Origin of the sequence: Pseudomonas entomophila L48 (assembly GCF_000026105.1) — a bacterium.
Lineage (GTDB): Bacteria > Pseudomonadota > Gammaproteobacteria > Pseudomonadales > Pseudomonadaceae > Aquipseudomonas > Aquipseudomonas entomophila.
The window spans coordinates 1,126,824-1,147,685 of the sequence record NC_008027.1; the positions used below are offsets into that span (position 1 = coordinate 1,126,824).

Consider the following 20,862-nt stretch of genomic DNA (forward strand, 5'->3'; position numbering starts at 1 on the left):
CCCACGCTTTCCCCAGGGTCACTTTCCCATGTTCAAGAAACTGCGTGGCATGTTTTCCAGCGATCTGTCCATCGACCTGGGTACTGCCAACACCCTTATTTACGTGCGTGAGCGCGGTATCGTCCTGAATGAGCCCTCGGTGGTTGCCATCCGTACCCATGGCACGCAGAAAAGCGTCGTCGCCGTCGGGACCGAAGCCAAGCGCATGCTCGGCCGTACCCCAGGCAACATCGCTGCCATTCGTCCGATGAAGGACGGCGTGATCGCCGACTTCAGCGTCTGCGAAAAGATGCTGCAGTACTTCATCAACAAGGTGCACGAAAACAGCTTCCTGCAGCCCAGCCCCCGCGTGCTGATCTGCGTGCCATGCAAGTCGACCCAGGTCGAGCGTCGTGCCATCCGCGAATCGGCCCTCGGTGCCGGTGCCCGTGAAGTATTCCTGATCGAAGAACCGATGGCTGCTGCCATCGGTGCAGGCCTGCCAGTTGAAGAAGCCCGCGGCTCGATGGTCGTCGATATCGGTGGCGGTACCACTGAAATCGCCCTGATCTCGCTGAACGGCGTGGTCTATGCCGAGTCCGTCCGCGTCGGCGGCGACCGCTTCGACGAAGCCATCGTCACCTACGTGCGCCGTAACTACGGCAGCCTGATCGGCGAATCCACCGCCGAGCGCATCAAGCAGGAAATCGGTACCGCCTATCCAGGCGGCGAAGTGCGTGAAGTCGACGTTCGTGGTCGCAACCTCGCCGAAGGCGTACCGCGTGCCTTCACCCTGAATTCCAATGAAGTGCTCGAAGCGCTGCAGGAATCGCTGGCGACCATCGTCCAGGCGGTCAAGAGCGCCCTTGAGCAGTCGCCGCCGGAGCTGGCCTCGGACATCGCCGAGCGCGGCCTGGTGCTGACCGGTGGTGGCGCACTGCTGCGCGACCTGGACAAGCTGCTGGCCCAGGAAACCGGTCTGCCGGTGATTGTCGCCGAAGACCCGCTGACCTGCGTCGCTCGCGGTGGCGGCCGTGCGCTGGAGATGATGGACAAGCACGCCATGGACCTGCTCTCCAGCGAGTGATCGCTGGCGCTGCATAAAGCATCCAGGTTTACAGGTAGCACGCACAGTGCTACCTGTATGCGCTGTGCTGGCGCCCATTCGGGTGTCGTTTCCGTCAACCCGCAAGCAGGCCGGTGCGTTGCCCCATGTCCCATGACCTCCTGAATCGTCGTCCACGAGGAACGGCCCATTAAACCGCTTTTCTCCAAGGGCCCTTCGCTGGGCGTTCGCCTGCTTGTGCTGGTGGTGCTGTCGGTCGCGCTCATGGTGGTCGACTCGCGCTTCGACCTGCTCAAGCCTGTGCGCAGCCAGATGGGCCTGGTGTTGATGGAATCCTACTGGATCACCGACCTGCCCCAGCGTGCGTGGCAGGGCGTGGCGGGCCAGTTCGGCAGCCGCACCGAGCTGATCGCCGAAAACGAGAAGCTCAAGACCGAAGCCTTGCTGCTGCAAGGGCGGCTGCAGAAGCTGGCGGCCCTGACCGAGCAGAACGTGCGCCTGCGTGAGCTGCTCAACTCCTCGGCGCTGGTCAACGAGAAGGTCGAGGTCGCCGAGCTGATCGGTGTCGACCCCAACCCGTTCACCCACCGCATCCTGATCAACAAGGGCGAGCGCGACGGCGTGTTCCTCGGCCAGCCGGTGCTCGATGCCCGTGGCCTGATGGGCCAGGTGGTCGAGCTGATGCCGTACACCTCGCGCGTGCTGCTGCTGACCGACACCACCCACAGCATTCCGGTGCAGGTCAACCGCAACGGCCTGCGCGCCATCGCCAGCGGTACCGGCAACCCGGAGCGCCTGGAGCTGCGCCATGTGGCCGACACCGCCGACGTCAAGGAAGGCGACCTGCTGGTGAGTTCCGGCATGGGCCAGCGCTTCCCGGCCGGTTACCCGGTGGCCACGGTCAACGAAGTGATCCATGACTCCGGCCAACCGTTCGCCATCGTCCGCGCCATCCCCACCGCCGCACTGAACCGCAGCCGCTACATGCTGCTGGTGTTCAGCGACCGGCGCACGCCGGAAGAGCGCGCCACCGAGGCGGCGATCGCCCAGGAAGAAGCCGACCGTCAAGGGGCCAACCATGGCCAGGCGCCCGCCACCCCGGCGACGCCTGCCCCGGCCGGCCAGGCCGTGCCTGCGGTACCTGCCACGACGACCACCGCACCGGCCCATCCGCCTGCCGCGCCCGCTCAACCCCGGAGACAATGAATGGCCAGCACCCGTAGCAGAAACGGCTGGGTCATCTGGGTAACCTTCGCCATAGGCCTGTTGCTCAGCGTCTCGCCCATGCCGCAGTTCATGGAAGTGTTCCGGCCCATGTGGCTGGCCTTGCTGCTCGCGTTCTGGACCTTGGCCGTGCCCAGCAAGGTCGGCATGACCACCGCCTTCGTGCTGGGCCTGGCCGAGGATGTGCTGTACGGCACCCTGCTGGGGCAGAACGCCCTGGTTCTCACGCTCATCACCTTCCTCGTGCTGTCGTTGCAGCAACGCTTGCGTATGTTCCCCATGTGGCAGCAGAGCCTGGTGATCCTGGTGATCTTCGGCATCGCCCAGCTGATCCAGCTGTGGCTGAGCGCCCTGACCGGCAATCGCCTGCCAACGCTGGCGCTGGTCTGGCCTGCGGTGATCAGCGCCTTGCTCTGGCCCTGGATCAGCTTTGCCTTGCGCGGCCTTCGCCTGCGCCTGCATATCCACTGACGGCCGCCGCCACTGACAAGGAGATGTCTACATGCCCCAGTTGTACCTGGCCTCCGGTTCGCCACGACGGCGTGAACTGCTGACCCAGATCGGCGTGCCGTTCGTTGTTGTCAGTGCGCCCATCGATGAAACCCCGTTACCCGACGAGGCGCCAGCTGCCTACGTCGAACGCCTGGCGCAAGCCAAGGCTGTGGCGGGCTTCGCCCGGACCGGCGGTACCGGCGTGGTGCTGGGTGCCGACACCACCGTGGTGCTCGATGGCAACATCCTCGGCAAGCCCGAAAACCGCGAGCAGGCACTGGCCATGCTCGGCGACCTGTCAAAACGCGAACACCAGGTACTGACCGCCGTGGCGGTGACTGATGGCCAGCGCAGCCTGAGCTGCTGCGTCACCACTACCGTGCGCTTTCGCACCATCTCCTTCGAAGAGGCGCTGCGTTACTGGGCCAGTGGCGAGCCTGTGGACAAGGCTGGGGGCTATGCCATCCAGGGCCTGGGCGCGGTGTTCGTCAGCGCCATCGAAGGCAGCTATTCATCCGTGGTCGGGTTGCCCCTGAGCGAAACGGCGGAACTGCTCGAGCAGTTCGCCATTCCCTGCTGGCAGCTGCATGAGGATTGCACCCAACGCTAGCCAGCCACCTTGCTGCGATCCATCATTACCCCAGACCTTTGACGAGAGCGTGCCATGAGTGAAGAGATCCTGATCAACATCACCCCGATGGAATCACGCGTGGCGGTGGTGGAGAACGGCGTCCTGCAGGAAGTGCACGTCGAGCGGACCCAGCGCCGCGGCATCGTCGGCAATATCTACAAGGGCAAGGTGGTGCGGGTGTTGCCGGGCATGCAGGCGGCCTTCGTCGACATCGGCCTGGAACGCGCGGCGTTCATCCACGCCTCGGAGATCTCCCAGCGCGAGGGCTCGGCGGTGGAGACCATCACCGCGCTGGTCCACGAGGGCCAGGCGCTGGTGGTGCAGGTGACCAAGGACCCGATCGGTACCAAGGGCGCGCGCCTGACCACCCAGCTGTCGATCCCCTCGCGTTACCTGGTGTACATGCCACGCAGCAGCCATGTCGGGATTTCGCTGAAGATCGAGGAAGAAGCCGAGCGCGAACGCCTCAAGCAAGTGGTCAACGACTGCATGGCCCAGGAGGACATGAAGGATGCCGGTGGCTTCATCCTGCGCACCGCCGCCGAAGGCGCCCGCGCTGAAGACATTCTCCAGGACATCCGCTACCTGCGCCGCCTGTGGGAACAGATTGGCGCGCAGATCAGCACCTGTGGCGCGCCCACCGTGATCTACGAGGACCTCGGCCTGGCGCTTCGCACGCTGCGCGACCTGGTCAACCCGAAGATCGAGAAGATTCGCATCGATTCGCGGGAAACTTTCCAGAAGACCACGCAATTCGTCGCCGAACTGATGCCCGAGATCGCTGACCGCCTTGAGCATTATCCCGGCGAGCGTCCGATCTTCGACCTTTACGGGGTCGAGGACGAGATCCAGCGGGCCCTGGAGCGCAAGGTGCCGCTCAAGTCCGGCGGCTACCTGGTGGTCGACCCGGCCGAGGCGATGACCACCATCGACGTCAACACCGGTGCGTTCGTCGGCCATCGCAATCTCGAAGAGACCATTTTCAAGACCAACCTCGAGGCGGCCACCGCGATCGCCCGTCAATTGCGCCTGCGCAACATCGGCGGGATCATCATCATCGACTTCATCGACATGGAGGACGAGGAGCACCAGCGCCAGGTCCTGCGTACTCTGGAGAAGCAACTCGAGCGCGACCACGCCAAGACCAACATCATCGGCATCACCGAGCTGGGCCTGGTGCAGATGACCCGCAAGCGCACCCGCGAAAGCCTTGAGCAGGTTCTGTGCGAACCGTGTGCCGCCTGCCAGGGGCGGGGCAAGCTGAAGACCCCCGAGACAATCTGTTACGAAATCTTCCGTGAGATCCTGCGCGAGGCCCGCGCCTACCAGGCCGAGGGCTACCGGGTACTGGCCAACCAGAAGGTGGTCGACCGTCTGCTCGACGAAGAGTCGGGCAATGTCGCCGAACTGGAAGCGTTCATCGGGCGGACCATTCGCTTCCAGGTCGAGTCGATGTACTCCCAGGAACAGTACGATGTGGTGCTGCTCTGACCCGTTCTGAAGGCCGTCGCCCCGTACGAGGGCTGGCAAAGCCCGATTCCCCGGCCATAGTTAAGGGACGACTCGGAGGGCCTTGGCCATGGAACGTCTGACCCGCGTTCTGGGCGCCTTGACCCGCTGGGGGCTGGGCATCTGCGCCCTGCTGGCGGTGCTGGTGGCGCTGTATGTCAGCCTTGGGCGACAACTGGTACCCCTGGTCGCCGAATACCGTGTGGACGCCGAGCTCAAGGCCGAACAGGCCTTGGGCATGCCTGTGCATGTCGGCGCGCTGGAAGGGCGCTGGAGTGGCCTGGCCCCGGTGTTGCGGGTGCGCGACCTGCAGTTGGGCGAGGGTGCCGCATCGCTGCGCCTGGATGACGTCAAGCTGGTGCCGGACCTGTGGGCCAGCCTCAAGGCGCGTGAAGTGCGCCTGGCGCGTATCCAACTCGCCGGCTTGCAGTTGATCCTGCGTGAGGATGGGCAAGGTAGTTGGGCGCTTGAAGGCCTGCCACACAAGGACGACGCGCCGTTCGATCCGGCCGACGCGCTCAAGCGCTTGCGCCAGTTGGGGCGCATCGACCTGTTCGACAGCCAGGTCACCCTGCACCCGTGGCAGCGTGACCCACTGACCCTGACCTATGTCAGCCTGGGTTTGCAGGCCGGTGCCTCGCGCCAGCGCCTGGATCTGCGGGCGACTTTGCCCGATGGCCAGCCGCTGGCTATGAGCCTGGACAGCCGGGCCAGCGCCAGGGCGTGGCGCGAGGGGCGCCTGCAAGCCTACCTGAGCCTGCCGCAAAGCGACTGGGCCCGCTGGTTGCCGCCGCGCCTGCTGGGGCAGTGGCAAGCCAGCACGCTGCGTGCAGGCGGCGAATTCTGGATCGATTGGAACAAAGGGCAACTGCAGCAGGCGATGGTTCGCCTCAATGCCCCGCAACTCAAGGGTGCCTACGCCGAACGCAAGGCTGCCACCCTGGACAACCTGGCCTTGTCGGCCTGGTTCCAGCGCAAGGACCAAGGTTTCGACGTGGCGGTCGACTCCCTGGCCATGAGCCTTGGCCAGACCCGCTGGGAATCCCACCTGCAACTGGCGCAGCGCCCGGGCCAGAACCCTGCCGACGAAACCTGGCAGGTCCAGGCCGACCGCCTCGACCTGACGCCGCTGACCCCGTTGATCGATGCCCTGGCGCCTTTGCCCGACAAGCTCATGACCGTGGTCGATGCCCTCAAGGTGACCGGCTCGTTGCGCAACGTGCGCCTGGACATTCGTCCGAAGGCCGAGGGTGACCAGCGCGTGCAGTTCGCCGCCAACCTGGAGAAGGTCGGCTTCGATGCTTATCACGGCGCGCCAGCTGCCGGTAATGTCACTGGGGCGATCAGCGGTGATCTCGGGCATGGCGAACTGCGCCTGGACACCCAAGCGTTCATGCTGCATCTGTACCCGATCTTCGGCAAACCCTGGCATTACCCCAAGGCCAACGCCCGGCTGACCTGGACGCTGGACAAGGACGCCTTCACCCTGGTCGCCCCCTATATCAAGGTGTTGGGCGACGAAGGCAAGATCGCCGCCGACTTCCTGATCCGCATCCATCTGGAGCCAGGCCATGAGGACTACATGGACCTGCGCGTCGGACTCACCGAGGGCGATGGCCGCTACACCGCCAAGTACCTGCCCGAGGTGCTCAGCCCAGCCCTGGACGAGTGGCTGCGCAGCGCCATCGTCAAGGGCAATGTCGACGAAGGCTACTTCCAGTACCAGGGCTCGCTGAACCATGGCGCGCCGCCACATGCCCGCGATATCAGCCTGTTCTTCAAGGTGCACGACGCGGCCCTGGACTTCCAGCCGGGCTGGCCCCAGGTGCAGCAGGTCGAGGGCGACGTCTTCATCGAGGACACCGGGGTGCGGATCAAGGCCCGTAAGGGGCTGCTGCTCGACACCAAGGTCAGCGACGTGGATGTCAACATCCCCCATGTCGAGGGCGACCAGCACAGCCACCTGTATCTCGATGGCGACTTCGATGGCAGCCTCGGCGATGGCCTGAAGATTCTCAAGGAAGCGCCCATCGGCACGGGTGAGATTTTCGCCGGTTGGGAGGGCGAAGGCCCGCTGCGGGGCAAGGTCAAGCTCGACATTCCCCTGGCCCACGGGCAGCGCCCCAAGGTACTGGTGGACTTCTCGACCGCCGACGCAACGCTCAAGGTTGCCCCCCCGAGCCTGGAACTGAACCGCCTGAAGGGCGATTTCACCTTCGATTTCGACAAGGGGCTCAGCGGCAAGGGCATCACTCTCCAGGCCTTCGGCAAGCCGGTTACCGCGCAGATCGTCGCCGAAGGGCAGAACGGGCAGATCCAGACGCGAATCAGCGCCAGCGGCCAGGTCGGCCTAAAGCCCCTGACCGACTGGCTGAACTTCCAGCAAGCGCTGCCGGCTTCGGGTGATCTGCCCTACCAGTTGCAGGTGATGCTCGGAAGCCACGACAACCGGATAACGGTCAACTCATCGCTCAAGGGCCTGGCCATCGATCTTCCAGCCCCCTTCGGCAAGGCCGCCGCGGACACCCGCGACAGCCGTTTCAGCCTCACCTTGCAAGGCCCCGAGCGGCGTATCGATGCCGGCTATGCCGACCTGGCCCGTTTCGCCTACGCCGCGCCTGCCGACAAACTGGCCCAGGGGCGCGGCGAACTGCTGTTGGGTGCCGGAGAAGCCAGCGTGCCGAGTGGCCAGGGCCTGCGTGTACGCGGGCGCCTGGAGGCCCTGGACCTGGCGCCCTGGCAGCAGCAGATGGAGCGTTTCGCCGGGCAGGACCCAGGCGGTAGCGCCCGCCAGAACCTGCAGGGCGTCGACCTGAGCATCGGTCAGCTCAAGGCTTTCGGCATGGACCTCAACCAGGCGGTCGTGCGCCTGGCGCGTGGCGGCCAGGCCTGGGACCTGCGTCTGGACAGCAAGGAAGTCATCGGCAATGCACGCATTCCCGATGCCAAGGCCACGCCCATGACCATCCGCCTGCAGACCTTGCGCCTGCCGCCGGCCAACGCGACGACGGAAGAGCAGGCCGAGAATGCTCCAGATCCGCTGGCCGGCGTCGATCCGCGCAAGGTACCGCCGCTGGACCTGACCATCGACAAGATGTACCGCGGCGACGACCTGTTCGGCAGTGCGTCGGTGAAGTTGCGCCAGGCGTCGCGTGGCTTGTCGCTTGCGGACATCGACCTGGACCTCAAGGGGCTGCATATCGATGGCAGCGGTGGCTGGGAAGGCGTGCCCGGCAGTACGTCGAGCTGGTACAAGGGCCGCCTGGATGGCAAGAACCTGGCCGACGTGCTCAAGGCCTGGGGCTTTGCCCCCACCGTTACCAGCCGCGATTTCCGTATGGATGTCGACGGCCGCTGGCCGGGCTCGCCAGCCTGGGTCAGCCTCAACCGTTACTCCGGCAGCCTCGACGCCGCCTTGCGCACCGGCCAGTTCGTCGAGGTCGAGGGCAGCGCCCAGGCCTTGCGAGTGTTCGGCTTGCTCAACTTCAACTCCATCGGTCGCCGCCTGCGCCTGGACTTCTCCGACCTGTTCAGCAAGGGCCTGGCCTATGACCGGGTCAAGGGGCTGCTGGTGGCCAGCGAAGGCGTCTACGTCACCCGTGAACCCATCACCGTGACTGGCCCGTCAAGCAACTTCGAGCTCGACGGCACCCTGGACTTCGTTCGCGACCGGGTCGACGCCAATTTGCTGGTGACCCTGCCGGTGACCAACAACCTGCCGCTGGCGGCGCTGATCATCGGCGCGCCGGCCGTTGGCGGTGCGTTGTTCCTGGTCGACCGTCTGATCGGCGACCGCGTGGCCCGCTTCGCCAGCGTGCACTATCGCGTAGAAGGGCCGGTGAAAGAGCCTAAAATCACGTTTGTGAAACCATTCGACAAGTAATGGCAGGGGGGGGCATGACTTCAGCAGTGATCCAGATGGTCAGCCAGGACGATATCCTGGCCAACCTGCAACGCGCCCGGGCACTGCTCGAGCAGGCCGCGGCCGGTGGCGCGCGCCTGGCGGTATTGCCGGAAAACTTCGCCGCCATGGGCCGCCGTGACGCCGCCGCCATCGGCCGCGCCGAGGCGCTGGGCGAAGGGCCGATCCTGCCGTGGTTGAAACAGGCGGCCCGTGACCTCAGGTTATGGATTGTCGCCGGCACCTTGCCCTTGCCGCCGGTCGGTAGGCCGGAGCACAAGGCCCACGCCTGCTCGCTGCTGGTCGATGAGCAGGGCGAGATCGCCGCACGCTACGACAAGCTGCACCTGTTCGATGTGGACGTTGCCGACAACCGTGGTCGTTATCGCGAGTCCGACGACTACGCCCACGGCGACCAGGTGGTGGTGGTCGATACGCCGGTCGGGCGTCTCGGTTTGTCGGTGTGCTATGACCTGCGTTTCCCCGAGCTGTACAGCGCCTTGCGCGCCGCCGGGGCCGAGCTGATCAGCGCACCGGCGGCGTTCACTGCGGTGACTGGCGCGGCGCACTGGGAAGTGCTGATTCGCGCAAGGGCCATCGAAACCCAGTGCTATGTGCTGGCGGCCGCTCAGGGCGGTGTACATCCGGGGCCGAGGGAAACCCACGGCCAGGCGGCGATCGTCGACCCCTGGGGGCGGATCGTCGCGCAACAGGCGCGAGGTGAGGCAGTACTGCTGGCCACGCGCGACAGCGAAGAACAAGCGTCCATCCGGGCGCGCATGCCGGTGGTCAGCCACCGGCGCTTTTTCTCGCAGGACGCCTTGCGGCCTGCGCACACCTCGGAGTGACTATGAGCCAGATGTTATCCACCGTCAGCGAGCAGCTCCTGGCCCCGGGCGGCTTGACCCTCGATAGCCTGCAGACGGTGCTGGGCGAGTTGGCCGGCCCCGGCATCGACGCCGCCGACCTGTATTTCCAGGGCCAGATCTCGGAAACCTGGGCGCTGGAAGACGGCATCGTCAAGGAAGGCAGCTTCAACCTCGACCAGGGCGTGGGCGTGCGTGCCCAGTCCGGCGAGAAGACCGGTTTCGCCTACAGCAACGCGATCAACCTCGAGGCACTCACCTCGGCGGCCCGTGCCGCCCGTTCGATTTCGCGCGCCGGGCAGAACGGCAAGGTGCAGGCTTTCCGCAGCCAGGACGTGACCGCGCTGTATGCCGCCGACAACCCCCTCGCGGTGCTCAGCCGGGCGGAAAAGGTCGAGCTGCTCAAGCGCGTCGACGCCGCCACCCGCGCCCTCGACCCGCGCATCCAGCAGGTCAGCGTGAGCATGGCCGGGGTTTGGGAACGTATCCTGGTGGCCGCCGCCGATGGCAGCCTGGCCGCCGATGTGCGCCCGTTGGTGCGCTTCAATGTCAGCGTGATCGTCGAGCAGAACGGTCGTCGCGAGCGCGGCGGGCAGGGCGGTGGCGGGCGTACCGATTACCGCTATTTCAGCGATGAGCGCGTGATGGGTTATGCCCGTGAGGCGCTGCGCCAGGCGCTGGTAAATCTTGAAGCGATTCCGGCACCGGCCGGTACGCTGCCGGTGGTGCTTGGCCCGGGCTGGTCCGGTGTGCTGCTGCATGAAGCAGTCGGTCACGGCCTGGAAGGCGACTTCAACCGCAAGGGCAGTTCGGCGTTCAGTGGTCGTATCGGCGAGCAAGTGGCCTCGAAGCTGTGCACCATCGTCGACGACGGAACCCTGGAAGGGCGTCGAGGCTCGCTCAGTGTCGATGACGAAGGCACGCCGACCGAGTGCACCACGTTGATCGAGAACGGCGTGCTCAAGGGCTACATGCAGGACAAGCTCAATGCCCGTCTGATGGGCATGGCGGTCACCGGCAACGGTCGCCGCGAGTCCTACGCCCACCTGCCGATGCCGCGCATGACCAACACCTATATGCGTGCCGGCGAAAGCGACCCGGAGGAAATCATCCGGTCGGTGAAGAAGGGGATCTACTGCGCCAACCTTGGCGGCGGCCAGGTGGACATCACCAGCGGCAAGTTCGTGTTCTCCACCAGCGAGGCCTATCTGATCGAGGACGGCAAGATCACCGCGCCGGTGAAGGGCGCGACGTTGATCGGCAATGGTCCGGAGGCGATGCGCGGCGTGTCGATGGTCGGTAACGACCTGGCGCTGGACAGCGGCGTGGGCACCTGTGGGAAGGATGGGCAGTCAGTGCCGGTGGGGGTTGGCCAGCCGACCCTGAAGCTGGATGCGATTACCGTGGGTGGTACAGGGGCTTGAGGGCCATGGGGACCGCTTTGCGGTCCTTTCGCGGCACAAGGCCGCTCCTACAGTCTTGCACGTTCCCTGCAGGAGTGGCCTTGTGCCGCGATGGGCTGCGTAGCAGCCCCCGAAACCAGGGCTCAACGCAGGCCGCGTTGGGTCTCGTCGAGGTCGCGGATGTACTTGAACACTTTGCGCGCGGCGGCAGGCGGCTTGTTCCGCGCTTTCTCGTGCTGGGCATGACGGATCAGCGAGCGCAGGTGCTGGCGGTCGGTGTCGGGGAACTCGTTGACGAAACGCTCGAGGTCTTCGTCGTTACCGTCGATCAGGCGGTCGCGCCAGCGCTCGAGGCCATGAAAGCGCTCGTTGTACTGGCGGCTGGAGCTGTCGATCTGCTCGAGCACGGCGTGGATGGCGTCCAGATCCTGGACGCGCATCAGCTTGCCGACGAACGACATGTGGCGTTTGCGGGCGCCATGGGCGGTGTGCCGGGAGGCCTCGTCCAGCGCCTTGCGCAGCTCGTCGGTCAGCGGCAGGCGTGCCAGGGTGTCGGCCTTGAGGGTGGTGAGGCGCTCACCGAGTTCGACCAGCGCATGCAGCTCGCGCTTGATCTGGGTTTTGCTTTTTTCGCCATCGAAGGCGTCGTCGTAAGAATCAACCATGGGGGCAGTCCGCAGGAAATCGCCGCCATGATAACCAGTCGGGGGCCGCTTGTCCGGCCCGGTCGTAGAATGACCCTAGCCGTACGCAGAATTTTCAGTGGAGAGAACCATGAGTGCAGTCCAGAGCGTAGGCCCCAAGGACCTGCCGGCGTTGCAGGAACAGGTCGAAGCGATCGTCGCCGAGGCGCGCCGCCAGGGGGCCAGTGCCTGCGAAGTGGCGGTGTCGCTGGAGCAGGGCCTGTCCACCACGGTGCGCCAGCGCGAGGTCGAGACCGTCGAGTTCAACCGCGACCAGGGCTTTGGCATCACCCTCTATGTCGGCCAGCGCAAGGGCTCGGCCAGCACCTCGGCCAGCGGCGCCGACGCCATTCGTGAAACGGTCGCGGCGGCGCTGGCGATCGCCAAGCATACCTCCGAGGATGAGTGCTCGGGCCTCGCTGACGCGGCGCTGATGGCGCGTGACATTCCGGATCTCGACCTCTATCACGACTGGGATATCGAGCCTGAAAAGGCCATCGAGATGGCGCTGGCGTGCGAGGCGGCTGCCTTCGACGCCGACAAACGCATCAAAAATGCCGACGGCACCACCCTCAATACCCACCAGGGCGTGCGGGTGTACGGCAACAGCCACGGTTTCATCGGCGGTTACGCCTCCACGCGCCACAGCCTGAGCTGCGTGATGATCGCCGAGAGCGACGGCCAGATGCAGCGTGACTACTGGTACGACGTCAATCGCCAGGGCCAGTTGCTGGCCGACCCGCGCAGCATCGGCCAGCGCGCCGCTCAGCGTGCGGCCAGCCGACTGGGCGCGCGTCCTGTGCCGACCTGCGAGGTGCCGGTACTGTTCTCGGCGGAATTGGCTGGCGGCCTGTTCGGCAGCTTCCTCTCGGCGATTTCCGGTGGCAACCTGTACCGCAAGTCATCGTTCCTCGAAGGCACCATTGGCCAGCGCCTGTTCCCCACCTGGCTGACCCTCGACGAACGCCCTCACCTTCCGCGTGCGCTGGGCAGCGCGGCATTCGACGGCGATGGCCTGGCCACCTACGCCAAGCCGTTCGTCGACAAGGGCGAGCTGGTGTCGTACATCCTGGGCACCTATTCCGGGCGCAAGCTGAAGCTGCCAAGCACCGCGAACTCCGGTGGCGTGCACAACCTGTTCGTCACCCATGGGGTCGAGGACCAGGCCGCGTTGATTCGCCGCATGGGGCGTGGCCTGCTGGTCACCGAGCTGATGGGGCATGGCCTGAACATGGTCACGGGGGATTACTCCCGTGGCGCGGCGGGCTTCTGGGTCGAGCATGGCGAGATTCAGTTCCCGGTTCAGGAAGTGACCATCGCCGGCAATATGAAGGATATGTTCCAGCAGATTGTAGCGATCGGCAGCGATATTGAAACCCGTAGCAATATCCATAGTGGTTCGGTGTTGATCGAGCGGATGACTGTCGCGGGGAGTTGATGCGCAAGGCCTGTTCGCCGGCAAGCCAGCTCCTACGCTAACCCGGTAGGAGCTGGCTTGCCGGCGAACAGGCCCGAACTGCAGTTTCCGGAACCGGCCATCGTGCCGGTTTTTTTGTTTGTCTCGGCAAGCTTGAAGTGATTCTAATTATCATCTAATAATGAATATCATTACCCGGTCACCTGGCGATGACGTTCATGAAATCCGTTCTCCACGAACTGCCCTACCTGGAAAACTGGCGCTGGCTCAGCCGGCGCATCCGTTGTGCCCTCGAGCCCGACGAACCGCGCCTGATCGAGCACTACCTGGCCGAAGGCCGCTACCTGGTGTGCTGCACTGAAACCTCGCCCTGGACCGTGGCGCTGACCTCCTTCCGCCTGCTGCTGGATACCGCCTGCGACCGCATGCTGCCCTGGCATTGGCGCTGCCTGTGCCTGGACCAGGCCTGGCGCCCACTGCTCGACCTGCGCAACCTCGATCGCCGCGAACACAACCAGCGTTGGCAACCCTACGCGATGCAGCTCGCCAATTGCGTGCTGCTGCCGTCGATCTCTCCCGAAGAACTGATGCAAGGACTTGAAGATGAGTGATACCCGTATCGAGCGCGACAGCATGGGGGAACTGCAGGTGCCGGCCCAGGCCCTGTATGGTGCCCAGACCCAGCGCGCGGTCGACAACTTCCCGATCAGCGGCCAGCCGATGCCGACGCAGTTCATCCGTGCACTGCTGCTGGCCAAGGCTGCAGCGGCCAAGGCCAACATCGAGCTGGCGCAACTGAGCGCAGGGCAGGGCGGTGCAATCGTCAAGGCAGTGGAGCAATTGTTGGCCGAGGACTTCATCCGCCATTTCCCGGTGGATGTGTTCCAGACCGGTTCCGGCACCAGCTCGAACATGAACGCCAACGAAGTGATCGCCACCCTGGCCAGCCGTGTGCTGGGTGAACCGGTCAATGCCAACGACCACGTCAACTGTGGCCAGAGCAGCAACGACATCATCCCCACCACCATCCATGTCAGTGCTGCCCTGGCCTTGCATGAACAGTTGCTGCCCGCTTTGCGTCACCTGGTCCAGGTGATCGATGCCAAAGCCGTCGAGGTTCATCAGTACGTGAAGACCGGCCGCACCCACCTGATGGACGCCATGCCGGTGCGCATGAGCCAAGTGCTCGGTGGTTGGGCCGCACAGATCAAGGGCGCCCTGGCGCATATCGAGTCCACCCTGCCGAGCTTGCAGGCCCTGGCCCAAGGCGGCACCGCGGTGGGGACAGGAATCAACGCGCACCCACAATTCGCGGCAGGCTTTGCCCGTCAGCTGAGTGGGTTGACCAAGGTCGAGTTCACGCCGGGCCAGAACCTGTTCGCCCTGATCGGTTCCCAGGACACTGCCGTGGCACTGTCGGGCCAGCTGAAGACCACTGCCGTGGCACTGATGAAGATTGCCAACGACCTGCGCTGGATGAACTCCGGCCCGCTGGCCGGCCTGGGTGAAATCGAGCTGCAGGGCTTGCAGCCGGGCTCCTCGATCATGCCTGGCAAGGTCAACCCGGTGATTCCGGAGGCCACTGCCATGGTCGCCGCGCAAGTCATCGGCAACGACGCCACCATCGCCGTGGCGGGGCAGTCGGGCAACTTCGAGCTCAACGTGATGTTGCCGGTGATCGCCCGCAACCTGCTGGAAAGCATCGAGCTGATGGCCAACGCCAGCCGCCTGCTGGCCGACAAGGCCATCGCCAGCTTCAAGGTCAATGAAGGCAAGCTCAAGGAAGCGCTGTCGCGCAACCCGATCCTGGTCACCGCGCTGAACCCGATCATCGGTTACCTCAAGGCCGCCGAGATCGCCAAGACCGCCTACAAGCAGGGCCGTCCGATCATCGACGTGGCACTGGAGCATACCGACCTGTCGCGCGATCAGCTTGAAGCCCTGCTGGATCCGGAAAAACTCACCGCCGGCGGCATCTGAGCCCAGGAGGCACGTCATGCAGCACTGGAGACGCACCACGCAAACCGCCAACCAATTGTTCGAACGGGGCGAGCTGGTCGATGCCCGGGAACACTACCTGCAAGCGCTGGCGTTGGCCCAGGTGCTATTCGAGCGCTGGCATGACGTCGACGAGGCGGTGGCCGCGCTGGTCATCGCCCACCACAACCTGGCCGACCTGCACCTGCGTCTGAATCAGCCGCATGAAAGCGCCGACTACCTGTGTGCCGCCCATCAGCGGCTGCTCCAGGCCAGCCAGGAGCAACGCTTGCCCCAGGCGCTGCGCGATGCCGCGCTGCGCCACAGTGGGCGGACCTATACCGAACTGCTGAGTTTCATCGCCGAGTACGGGCAGTACCCGCGTACCGAACGCCTGCTCCATCGCCAGGCGCCGGTGGTCAGCGAACTGGTCGCGCAAGCGGAAACCACTCACAGCACAACAGCCTACGGAATTCACTGAAATGCCCCATACCTTGCCTGCATTACCTTACGCCTACGATGCACTGGAACCGCACATCGACACCCAGACCATGGAGATCCACCACAGCAAGCACCACCAGACCTACATCAACAACCTCAATGCCGCCCTTGAGGGCACCGAGTGGGCCGAATGGCCGGTGGAGCAGTTGGTCGGCGCGGTCAAGCAATTGCCCGAGAAGCTGCAGGGCGCGGTGATCAACCAGGGCGGTGGTCATGCCAACCACACCCTGTTCTGGACGGTCATGTCGCCCAAGGGCGGCGGGCAGCCACAAGGGCAGGTAGCAAAGGCCATCGATGATCAGCTCGGTGGCTTTGACGCGTTCAAGGAGGCGTTCACCAAGGCTGCGCTGACCCGTTTCGGCAGCGGTTGGGCCTGGCTCAGTGTCACACCGCAGAACACGTTGGTGGTGGAGAGCAGCGGCAACCAGGACAGCCCGCTGATGCACGGCAACACACCGATCCTCGGCTTGGATGTCTGGGAACACGCCTATTACCTGAAATACCAGAACCGTCGCCCGGAATACATCGGTGCCTTCTATAACGTGGTCGACTGGTCCGAAGTGGAACGTCGCTACCTTGAAGCCTTGAAGTGAGTCAGGCCGGTATGCGCTCGCAGGTGTTGTCTGTCAGCAGTGTGCGCCTGTTCCGCCTGGCGCTGGGGACCTTGCTGTTGCTGGTCGGCGCGGCGTTGCTCGCGGCCCGTGGCATTGCCTGGTTGGAGCTGGAGCCACGCATGTTGCGCGCCCTGGAGGGGGGAGCACTGTGTGCATTGGGGACGGCGCTGGGTGCGGTACCGGTGTTGGTCATTCGCAACATGCCGGTGGCGTTGGCCGACACGCTGCTGGGCTTTGGTGCGGGGGTGATGCTGGCGGCCACGGCATTCTCCCTGATCATCCCAGGGCTGGACGCCGCCCAGGCGGTCGGTTTCAGCCCTTGGGGGGCGGGTGGTCTGATCAGCAGTGGCCTGCTGTTCGGGGCGCTGTGCCTGTTCCTGGTCGACCTGAAGGTCTCCGGTGCCTCGCCGGAGGCATTGGTCGGCACCGAGCAGCAGCCGGTGATTGCCGCACGGATCTGGCTGTTCGTCATCGCCATCATTGCCCACAACATTCCCGAGGGCATGGCCATCGGTGTTTCCGCTGGGGGCGGTATGCCCGATGCCGACAGCCTGGCCATGGGCATTGCTCTGCAGGATGTACCGGAAGGGTTGGTGATCGCCCTGGTGCTGGCGGGGGCGGGGATGCCGCGCTTCAAGGCCTTCCTGATCGGCGCCGCATCCGGGTTGGTCGAGCCGCTGGCGGCGGTGATCTGCGCCTGGCTGGTGAATGTCGCCGAGTTGCTGCTGCCGTTGGGGCTTGCTTGCGCGGCGGGGGCAATGCTGCTGGTAGTGACCCAGGAGATCATCCCGGAGTCACGCAGCAATGGCCATCACCGGTTGGCGAGCCTGGGGCTGTGTGTCGGGTTCTGCCTGATGATGGTGATGGATACGGCGATGTCGTGAAGCGTCCGCCCCTCGCTGATTTGGCACGAGCTCTGTAGGAGCCGCTTTAGCCGCGATCACCCGCGAAGCGGGTGGCCAGCACCGCGTTGCCTGCATCGCGGCTAAAGCCGCTCCTACAGAGGGCAGGGTGATCACTCACCTTCGTCGAAGAAGTTGTTGATCAGCGCCACCAGTGCATCCATGGCGTCGTTGTCCTGCTCGCCTTCGGTGGCCAGGTGCACCTGGGTGCCCTTGCCGGCTGCCAACATCATCACGGCCATGATGCTCTTGCCATCCACCAGTTTGTCCGGCGCGCGCCCGACGCGCACCTGGCAGGGGAAGCGCCCGGCCACGCCGACGAACTTGGCGGCCGCCCGGGCGTGCAGGCCCAGCTTGTTGATGATGGTGATTTCGCGGGCGGGCATCGTGGTGCGGATCCTGTGGGCTAGAGGTCGCGGTGGCGGACCTGGACGTTTTTCAGGGATTGCTGGAGCAACTGGCCCAGCCGTTCGGTGATGTACACCGAGCGATGGTGGCCGCCAGTACAGCCGATGGCGATGGTGACATAGGCGCGATTGCTGGCGGCGAAGCGCGGCAGCCATTTGAGCAGGTAGGTGGAGATGTCCTGGAACATTTCCTCGACATCCGGCTGTGCGGCCAGATAGTCGATTACTGGCTGTTCGAGCCCGGAATGCTCACGAAGTTCCGGTTTCCAGTAAGGGTTGGGCAGGCAGCGCACATCGAACACCAGGTCGGCGTCAACGGGCATGCCGCGCTTGAAACCGAACGACTCGACGAGGAATGCGGTGCCAGGTTCCGGCTGGTTGAGCAGGCGCAGCTTGATCGAGTCACGCAGCTGGTAAAGATTCAAGCTGGTGGTGTCGATCTTGAGATCGGCGAGGTCTGCGATGGGCCCCAGCAGTTCGCTCTCCACCCGGATCGCCTCGGCCAGCGAACGATTGGCATTGGTCAGCGGGTGGCGACGGCGGGTTTCGGAAAAGCGCTTGAGCAGCGTGTCTTCGTCAGCGTCCAGATAAAGCACGTCGCACTGGATGTGCCGGGTACGCGCTTCCTCCAGTAGCTCTGGAAAGCGGGTCAGATGGCTCGGCAGGTTACGCGCATCGATCGAGACAGCCACCTTGGGTTGCTGCAGCTCAGTGTTGATCAATGCGTTTTCCGCCAACTGCGGCAGCAACCCGGCGGGCAGGTTGTCGATGCAGTAGTAACCGTTGTCTTCCAGTACGTCGAGGGCGGTGCTCTTGCCGGAGCCGGAGCGGCCGCTGACGATGATCAGGCGCATGGTCAGGCCTCGTTCTGCACGTCCAGGACTACCTGGTACAGAGCCTCGTTGCTGGCCGCGCCGCGCAGGCGATCGCGAACCTCCTTGCGATCGAGCATGCTGGCGATCTGGCGCAGCAGTTCAAGGTGGGCATCGGTGGCGGCTTCCGGAACCAGCAGGACGAACAGCAGGTCAACGGGGGCGCCGTCGATGGCGTCGTAATCGATGGGGGCATCCAGATGCAGCAGGGCGCTGACGGGCGCGGTGCAGCCTTCGAGCCGGCAGTGCGGGATGGCGATGCCATTGCCGAAGCCGGTGGAGCCCAGTTTTTCACGAGCGACGAGCTTTTCGAAGACGTCTTGCATCTCCAGCTCGGGTACTTGCTCGGCGATCAGGTTGGCGACCTTTTCCAGGGCGCGTTTCTTGCTGCCACCCGGCACGTTCACGAGGGAACGGCCGGGGGTCAGGATGGTTTCAAGTCGGATCATGGATGAGGGGGATCAGCGGGCGGCTGCACCTTGCAGCAGGCTTTGCTGTTTTTCCTTGTGTTTTTTCAGTTGGCGGTCGAGCTTGTCAGCCAGGGCGTCGATCGCTGCATACATGTCTTGGTGTTCGGCGTTGGCGACCACTTCGCCACCGGGTATCTGGAGTGTGGCTTCAACCTTCTGCTGTAGCTTCTCGACTTTCATGATCACCGTGGCATTGGTGATCTTGTCGAAATGACCCTCCACCCGGGCGAGCTTTTCAAGCACGTAATCGCGCAGTGGTTGGGTGACTTCTACATGCTGTCCACTGATGTTGACTTGCATACAGCTTCTCCTTTGTTGCCCGTGCATAAAGAGGCAGGTATTGCACCTGCCACTGAAACGCTGTGGCACATCCGGGGGCTACATCAGTCGCTTGCGCTCGCTCGACGGGGCGATCCCCAACGACTCGCGGTACTTGGCGACGGTGCGACGGGCTACCTGGATGCCTTGTGCCTCCAGTAAACCAGCGATCTTGCTGTCACTCAATGGCTTTTTCTGATTTTCCGCCGCTACCAGTTTCTTGATGATCGCGCGGATCGCCGTGGACGAGCATTCACCGCCTTCGGCAGTGCTCACGTGGCTGGAGAAAAAGTATTTCAGTTCGTAGATGCCACGCGGCGTGTGCATGTATTTCTGCGTGGTGACCCTGGAAATGGTCGACTCGTGCATGCCCACGGCTTCGGCGATGTCATGCAACACCAAGGGTTTCATGGCTTCGTCGCCATGGTCGAGGAAGCCGCGCTGATGCTCGACGATCTGCGTCGCCACCTTCATCAGCGTCTCGTTGCGGCTCTGCAGGCTCTTGATGAACCAGCGCGCTTCCTGCAACTGGTTGCGCATGAAGGTGTTGTCGGCGCTGGTGTCGGCGCGACGGACGAACCCGGCGTACTGCGGGTTGACGCGCAGGCGCGGGATGGCCTCCTGGTTGAGCTCGACCAGCCAGCGCTCGCTGTCCTTGCGCACGATGACGTCCGGGACCACGTACTCCGGCTCGCTGGACTCGATCTGCGAGCCGGGGCGCGGGTTGAGTGTCTGCACCAGTTCGATCACCTGGCGCAATTCGTCTTCCTTGAGCTTCATGCGCCGCATCAGCTGGCTGTAGTCACGGCTGCCGAGCAGGTCGATGAAGTCGGTAACCAGGCGTTTTGCTTCGCTCATCCAGGGCGTCGATGCCGGCAGCTGGCGCAACTGCAGCAGTAGACACTCACCCAGCGAGCGGGCGCCGATGCCGGCGGGTTCGAATTGCTGGATGCGATGCAGTACCGCCTCGACCTCATCCAGCTCGATATCGAGCTCTGGGTCGAAGCCGGTGCAGATCTCGTCGAGCGAGTCTTCGAGATAGCCTTGCTCGTTGATGCTGTCGATCAGGGTGACGGCGATCAGGCGGTCGGTGTCGGACATCGGCGCCAGGTTCAGTTGCCACAGCAGGTGGCTCTGCAGGCTCTCGCCGACCGAGGTGCGGGTGGTGAAGTCCCACTCGTCGTCGTCATTGCTGGGAAGGCTGCTGGCGCTGGTCTGGTAGATGTCTTCCCAAGCCGTGTCGACCGGCAGTTCGTTGGGGATCCGCTCGGCCCACTCGCCATCTTCCAGGGTTTCCGCGCTGCTGCTGGTGGTTTCCTGGAAGCTGTTGTCCTGGACTTCGGCGGCCGGCTTGTTCTCGGCGTTGTCCGCCATCGGGTCGCTGTTGTCGAAGTCGTCGCCGTCTTCCTGACGTTCGAGCATCGGGTTGGACTCCAGCGCTTCCTGGATTTCCTGCTGAAGGTCCAGGGTGGAGAGCTGAAGCAGACGAATGGCCTGTTGCAACTGCGGGGTCATCGTCAGTTGCTGGCCCATTTTTAGGACGAGCGATGGTTTCATGGCAGGGGCTTAATACCTTGTTCGCCGGCGCACATGCGCCATCCACTACGTAGGGCGCTTGGGCGCCGATTTT

At 64.3% G+C, this 20,862-nt stretch carries 20 protein-coding genes; 14 read left to right on the forward strand and 6 right to left on the reverse strand.

Annotation, left to right across the window (positions count from 1 at the left end; genetic code table 11):
* Nucleotides 1-28: 28 nt before the first annotated feature.
* From mreB to tldD, 8 genes are all read left to right on the forward strand, one after another.
* Nucleotides 29-1,066 (forward strand): rod shape-determining protein MreB, encoded by a 1,038-nt coding sequence (gene mreB, locus PSEEN_RS04995; RefSeq protein WP_011532397.1) that lies wholly within the window; start codon nucleotides 29-31, stop codon nucleotides 1,064-1,066.
* 168 nt (nucleotides 1,067-1,234) lie between these two features.
* Nucleotides 1,235-2,251, forward strand: a complete 1,017-nt coding sequence (gene mreC / locus PSEEN_RS05000; protein ID WP_083789150.1) for a rod shape-determining protein MreC — start codon at nucleotides 1,235-1,237, stop codon at nucleotides 2,249-2,251.
* On the forward strand, nucleotides 2,252-2,740 hold the full coding sequence (gene mreD / locus PSEEN_RS05005) for a rod shape-determining protein MreD (RefSeq protein ID WP_011532399.1): 489 nt from the start codon (nucleotides 2,252-2,254) through the stop codon (nucleotides 2,738-2,740).
* Between the two features lie 31 nt (nucleotides 2,741-2,771).
* Nucleotides 2,772-3,371: a Maf family protein gene (locus PSEEN_RS05010; RefSeq protein WP_011532400.1), complete on the forward strand. Its 600-nt coding sequence runs from the start codon at nucleotides 2,772-2,774 to the stop codon at nucleotides 3,369-3,371.
* A gap of 54 nt (nucleotides 3,372-3,425) precedes the next feature.
* Nucleotides 3,426-4,883, forward strand: coding sequence for a ribonuclease G (rng, locus tag PSEEN_RS05015; RefSeq protein WP_011532401.1), 1,458 nt, complete (start codon nucleotides 3,426-3,428; stop codon nucleotides 4,881-4,883).
* 88 nt (nucleotides 4,884-4,971) lie between these two features.
* Nucleotides 4,972-8,784 (forward strand): YhdP family protein, encoded by a 3,813-nt coding sequence (locus PSEEN_RS05020; RefSeq protein WP_011532402.1) that lies wholly within the window; start codon nucleotides 4,972-4,974, stop codon nucleotides 8,782-8,784.
* A gap of 14 nt (nucleotides 8,785-8,798) precedes the next feature.
* A complete protein-coding gene (locus tag PSEEN_RS05025) occupies nucleotides 8,799-9,650 on the forward strand; it encodes a carbon-nitrogen hydrolase family protein (protein WP_011532403.1) in 852 nt (283 codons plus the stop codon).
* A 2-nt stretch (nucleotides 9,651-9,652) separates the two neighbouring features.
* Nucleotides 9,653-11,092 carry a metalloprotease TldD gene (gene tldD / locus PSEEN_RS05030; RefSeq protein WP_011532404.1) on the forward strand — a complete coding sequence of 480 codons (1,440 nt, stop codon included), beginning with the start codon at nucleotides 9,653-9,655 and terminating at the stop codon, nucleotides 11,090-11,092.
* A 122-nt stretch (nucleotides 11,093-11,214) separates the two neighbouring features.
* Here tldD and yjgA read toward each other — a convergent pair whose 3' ends face one another.
* Entirely contained in the window at nucleotides 11,215-11,736 is a 522-nt protein-coding gene (gene yjgA / locus PSEEN_RS05035) for a ribosome biogenesis factor YjgA (RefSeq protein ID WP_011532405.1), read from the reverse strand.
* Nucleotides 11,737-11,845: 109 nt separating this feature from the next.
* Between yjgA and pmbA the strand changes: the two genes are divergently transcribed.
* The 6 genes from pmbA (at nucleotide 11,846) to PSEEN_RS05065 (ending at nucleotide 17,147) form a co-directional block, all read left to right on the forward strand.
* Entirely contained in the window at nucleotides 11,846-13,192 is a 1,347-nt protein-coding gene (gene pmbA / locus PSEEN_RS05040; RefSeq protein ID WP_011532406.1) for a metalloprotease PmbA, read from the forward strand.
* 188 nt (nucleotides 13,193-13,380) lie between these two features.
* Nucleotides 13,381-13,782, forward strand: coding sequence for a hypothetical protein (locus tag PSEEN_RS05045; RefSeq protein ID WP_044487748.1), 402 nt, complete (start codon nucleotides 13,381-13,383; stop codon nucleotides 13,780-13,782).
* Nucleotides 13,775-15,151 carry a class II fumarate hydratase gene (locus PSEEN_RS05050; protein ID WP_011532408.1) on the forward strand — a complete coding sequence of 459 codons (1,377 nt, stop codon included), beginning with the start codon at nucleotides 13,775-13,777 and terminating at the stop codon, nucleotides 15,149-15,151. The genes PSEEN_RS05045 and PSEEN_RS05050 overlap by 8 nt, the downstream gene beginning before the upstream one ends.
* Nucleotides 15,152-15,167: 16 nt before the next feature.
* Nucleotides 15,168-15,629: a DUF2753 family protein gene (locus tag PSEEN_RS05055; RefSeq protein ID WP_011532409.1), complete on the forward strand. Its 462-nt coding sequence runs from the start codon at nucleotides 15,168-15,170 to the stop codon at nucleotides 15,627-15,629.
* Nucleotide 15,630: 1 nt separating this feature from the next.
* Nucleotides 15,631-16,242: a superoxide dismutase gene (locus tag PSEEN_RS05060; RefSeq protein WP_011532410.1), complete on the forward strand. Its 612-nt coding sequence runs from the start codon at nucleotides 15,631-15,633 to the stop codon at nucleotides 16,240-16,242.
* Between the two features lie 11 nt (nucleotides 16,243-16,253).
* Entirely contained in the window at nucleotides 16,254-17,147 is an 894-nt protein-coding gene (locus PSEEN_RS05065; protein ID WP_044487751.1) for a ZIP family metal transporter, read from the forward strand.
* Nucleotides 17,148-17,278: 131 nt separating this feature from the next.
* On the opposite strand, the gene PSEEN_RS05070 is transcribed toward PSEEN_RS05065, so the two are convergent.
* The 5 genes from PSEEN_RS05070 to PSEEN_RS05090 all read right to left on the reverse strand — a co-directional run bounded on the left by PSEEN_RS05070 (nucleotide 17,279) and on the right by PSEEN_RS05090 (nucleotide 20,789).
* Entirely contained in the window at nucleotides 17,279-17,551 is a 273-nt protein-coding gene (locus tag PSEEN_RS05070) for an HPr family phosphocarrier protein (protein ID WP_011532412.1), read from the reverse strand.
* 20 nt (nucleotides 17,552-17,571) lie between these two features.
* Nucleotides 17,572-18,426: an RNase adapter RapZ gene (gene rapZ, locus PSEEN_RS05075; protein WP_011532413.1), complete on the reverse strand. Its 855-nt coding sequence runs from the start codon at nucleotides 18,424-18,426 to the stop codon at nucleotides 17,572-17,574.
* 2 nt (nucleotides 18,427-18,428) lie between these two features.
* Nucleotides 18,429-18,893, reverse strand: coding sequence for a PTS IIA-like nitrogen regulatory protein PtsN (gene ptsN / locus PSEEN_RS05080; protein ID WP_011532414.1), 465 nt, complete (start codon nucleotides 18,891-18,893; stop codon nucleotides 18,429-18,431).
* A gap of 12 nt (nucleotides 18,894-18,905) precedes the next feature.
* Nucleotides 18,906-19,214: a ribosome hibernation-promoting factor, HPF/YfiA family gene (gene hpf, locus PSEEN_RS05085; RefSeq protein WP_011532415.1), complete on the reverse strand. Its 309-nt coding sequence runs from the start codon at nucleotides 19,212-19,214 to the stop codon at nucleotides 18,906-18,908.
* Between the two features lie 78 nt (nucleotides 19,215-19,292).
* Nucleotides 19,293-20,789 carry an RNA polymerase factor sigma-54 gene (locus PSEEN_RS05090; RefSeq protein WP_011532416.1) on the reverse strand — a complete coding sequence of 499 codons (1,497 nt, stop codon included), beginning with the start codon at nucleotides 20,787-20,789 and terminating at the stop codon, nucleotides 19,293-19,295.
* Nucleotides 20,790-20,862 lie beyond the last annotated feature (73 nt).

Bases quoted from the DNA above. Each gene is read 5' to 3' on its own strand.
- PSEEN_RS05020 (WP_011532402.1), top strand. From the start codon at position 4,972: ATGGAACGTCTGACCCGCGTTCTGGGCGCCTTGACCCGCTGGGGGCTG.
- PSEEN_RS05070 (WP_011532412.1), bottom strand. From the start codon at position 17,551: ATGCCCGCCCGCGAAATCACCATCATCAACAAGCTGGGCCTGCACGCC.
- tldD (WP_011532404.1), top strand. From the start codon at position 9,653: ATGAGCCAGATGTTATCCACCGTCAGCGAGCAGCTCCTGGCCCCGGGC.
- hpf (WP_011532415.1), bottom strand. From the start codon at position 19,214: ATGCAAGTCAACATCAGTGGACAGCATGTAGAAGTCACCCAACCACTG.
- rapZ (WP_011532413.1), bottom strand. From the start codon at position 18,426: ATGCGCCTGATCATCGTCAGCGGCCGCTCCGGCTCCGGCAAGAGCACC.
- ptsN (WP_011532414.1), bottom strand. From the start codon at position 18,893: ATGATCCGACTTGAAACCATCCTGACCCCCGGCCGTTCCCTCGTGAAC.
- mreB (WP_011532397.1), top strand. From the start codon at position 29: ATGTTCAAGAAACTGCGTGGCATGTTTTCCAGCGATCTGTCCATCGAC.
- mreD (WP_011532399.1), top strand. From the start codon at position 2,252: ATGGCCAGCACCCGTAGCAGAAACGGCTGGGTCATCTGGGTAACCTTC.
- yjgA (WP_011532405.1), bottom strand. From the start codon at position 11,736: ATGGTTGATTCTTACGACGACGCCTTCGATGGCGAAAAAAGCAAAACC.
- rng (WP_011532401.1), top strand. From the start codon at position 3,426: ATGAGTGAAGAGATCCTGATCAACATCACCCCGATGGAATCACGCGTG.
- PSEEN_RS05065 (WP_044487751.1), top strand. From the start codon at position 16,254: ATGCGCTCGCAGGTGTTGTCTGTCAGCAGTGTGCGCCTGTTCCGCCTG.
- PSEEN_RS05050 (WP_011532408.1), top strand. From the start codon at position 13,775: ATGAGTGATACCCGTATCGAGCGCGACAGCATGGGGGAACTGCAGGTG.
- PSEEN_RS05060 (WP_011532410.1), top strand. From the start codon at position 15,631: ATGCCCCATACCTTGCCTGCATTACCTTACGCCTACGATGCACTGGAA.
- PSEEN_RS05090 (WP_011532416.1), bottom strand. From the start codon at position 20,789: ATGAAACCATCGCTCGTCCTAAAAATGGGCCAGCAACTGACGATGACC.
- PSEEN_RS05010 (WP_011532400.1), top strand. From the start codon at position 2,772: ATGCCCCAGTTGTACCTGGCCTCCGGTTCGCCACGACGGCGTGAACTG.
- pmbA (WP_011532406.1), top strand. From the start codon at position 11,846: ATGAGTGCAGTCCAGAGCGTAGGCCCCAAGGACCTGCCGGCGTTGCAG.
- PSEEN_RS05055 (WP_011532409.1), top strand. From the start codon at position 15,168: ATGCAGCACTGGAGACGCACCACGCAAACCGCCAACCAATTGTTCGAA.
- PSEEN_RS05025 (WP_011532403.1), top strand. From the start codon at position 8,799: ATGACTTCAGCAGTGATCCAGATGGTCAGCCAGGACGATATCCTGGCC.
- PSEEN_RS05045 (WP_044487748.1), top strand. From the start codon at position 13,381: ATGACGTTCATGAAATCCGTTCTCCACGAACTGCCCTACCTGGAAAAC.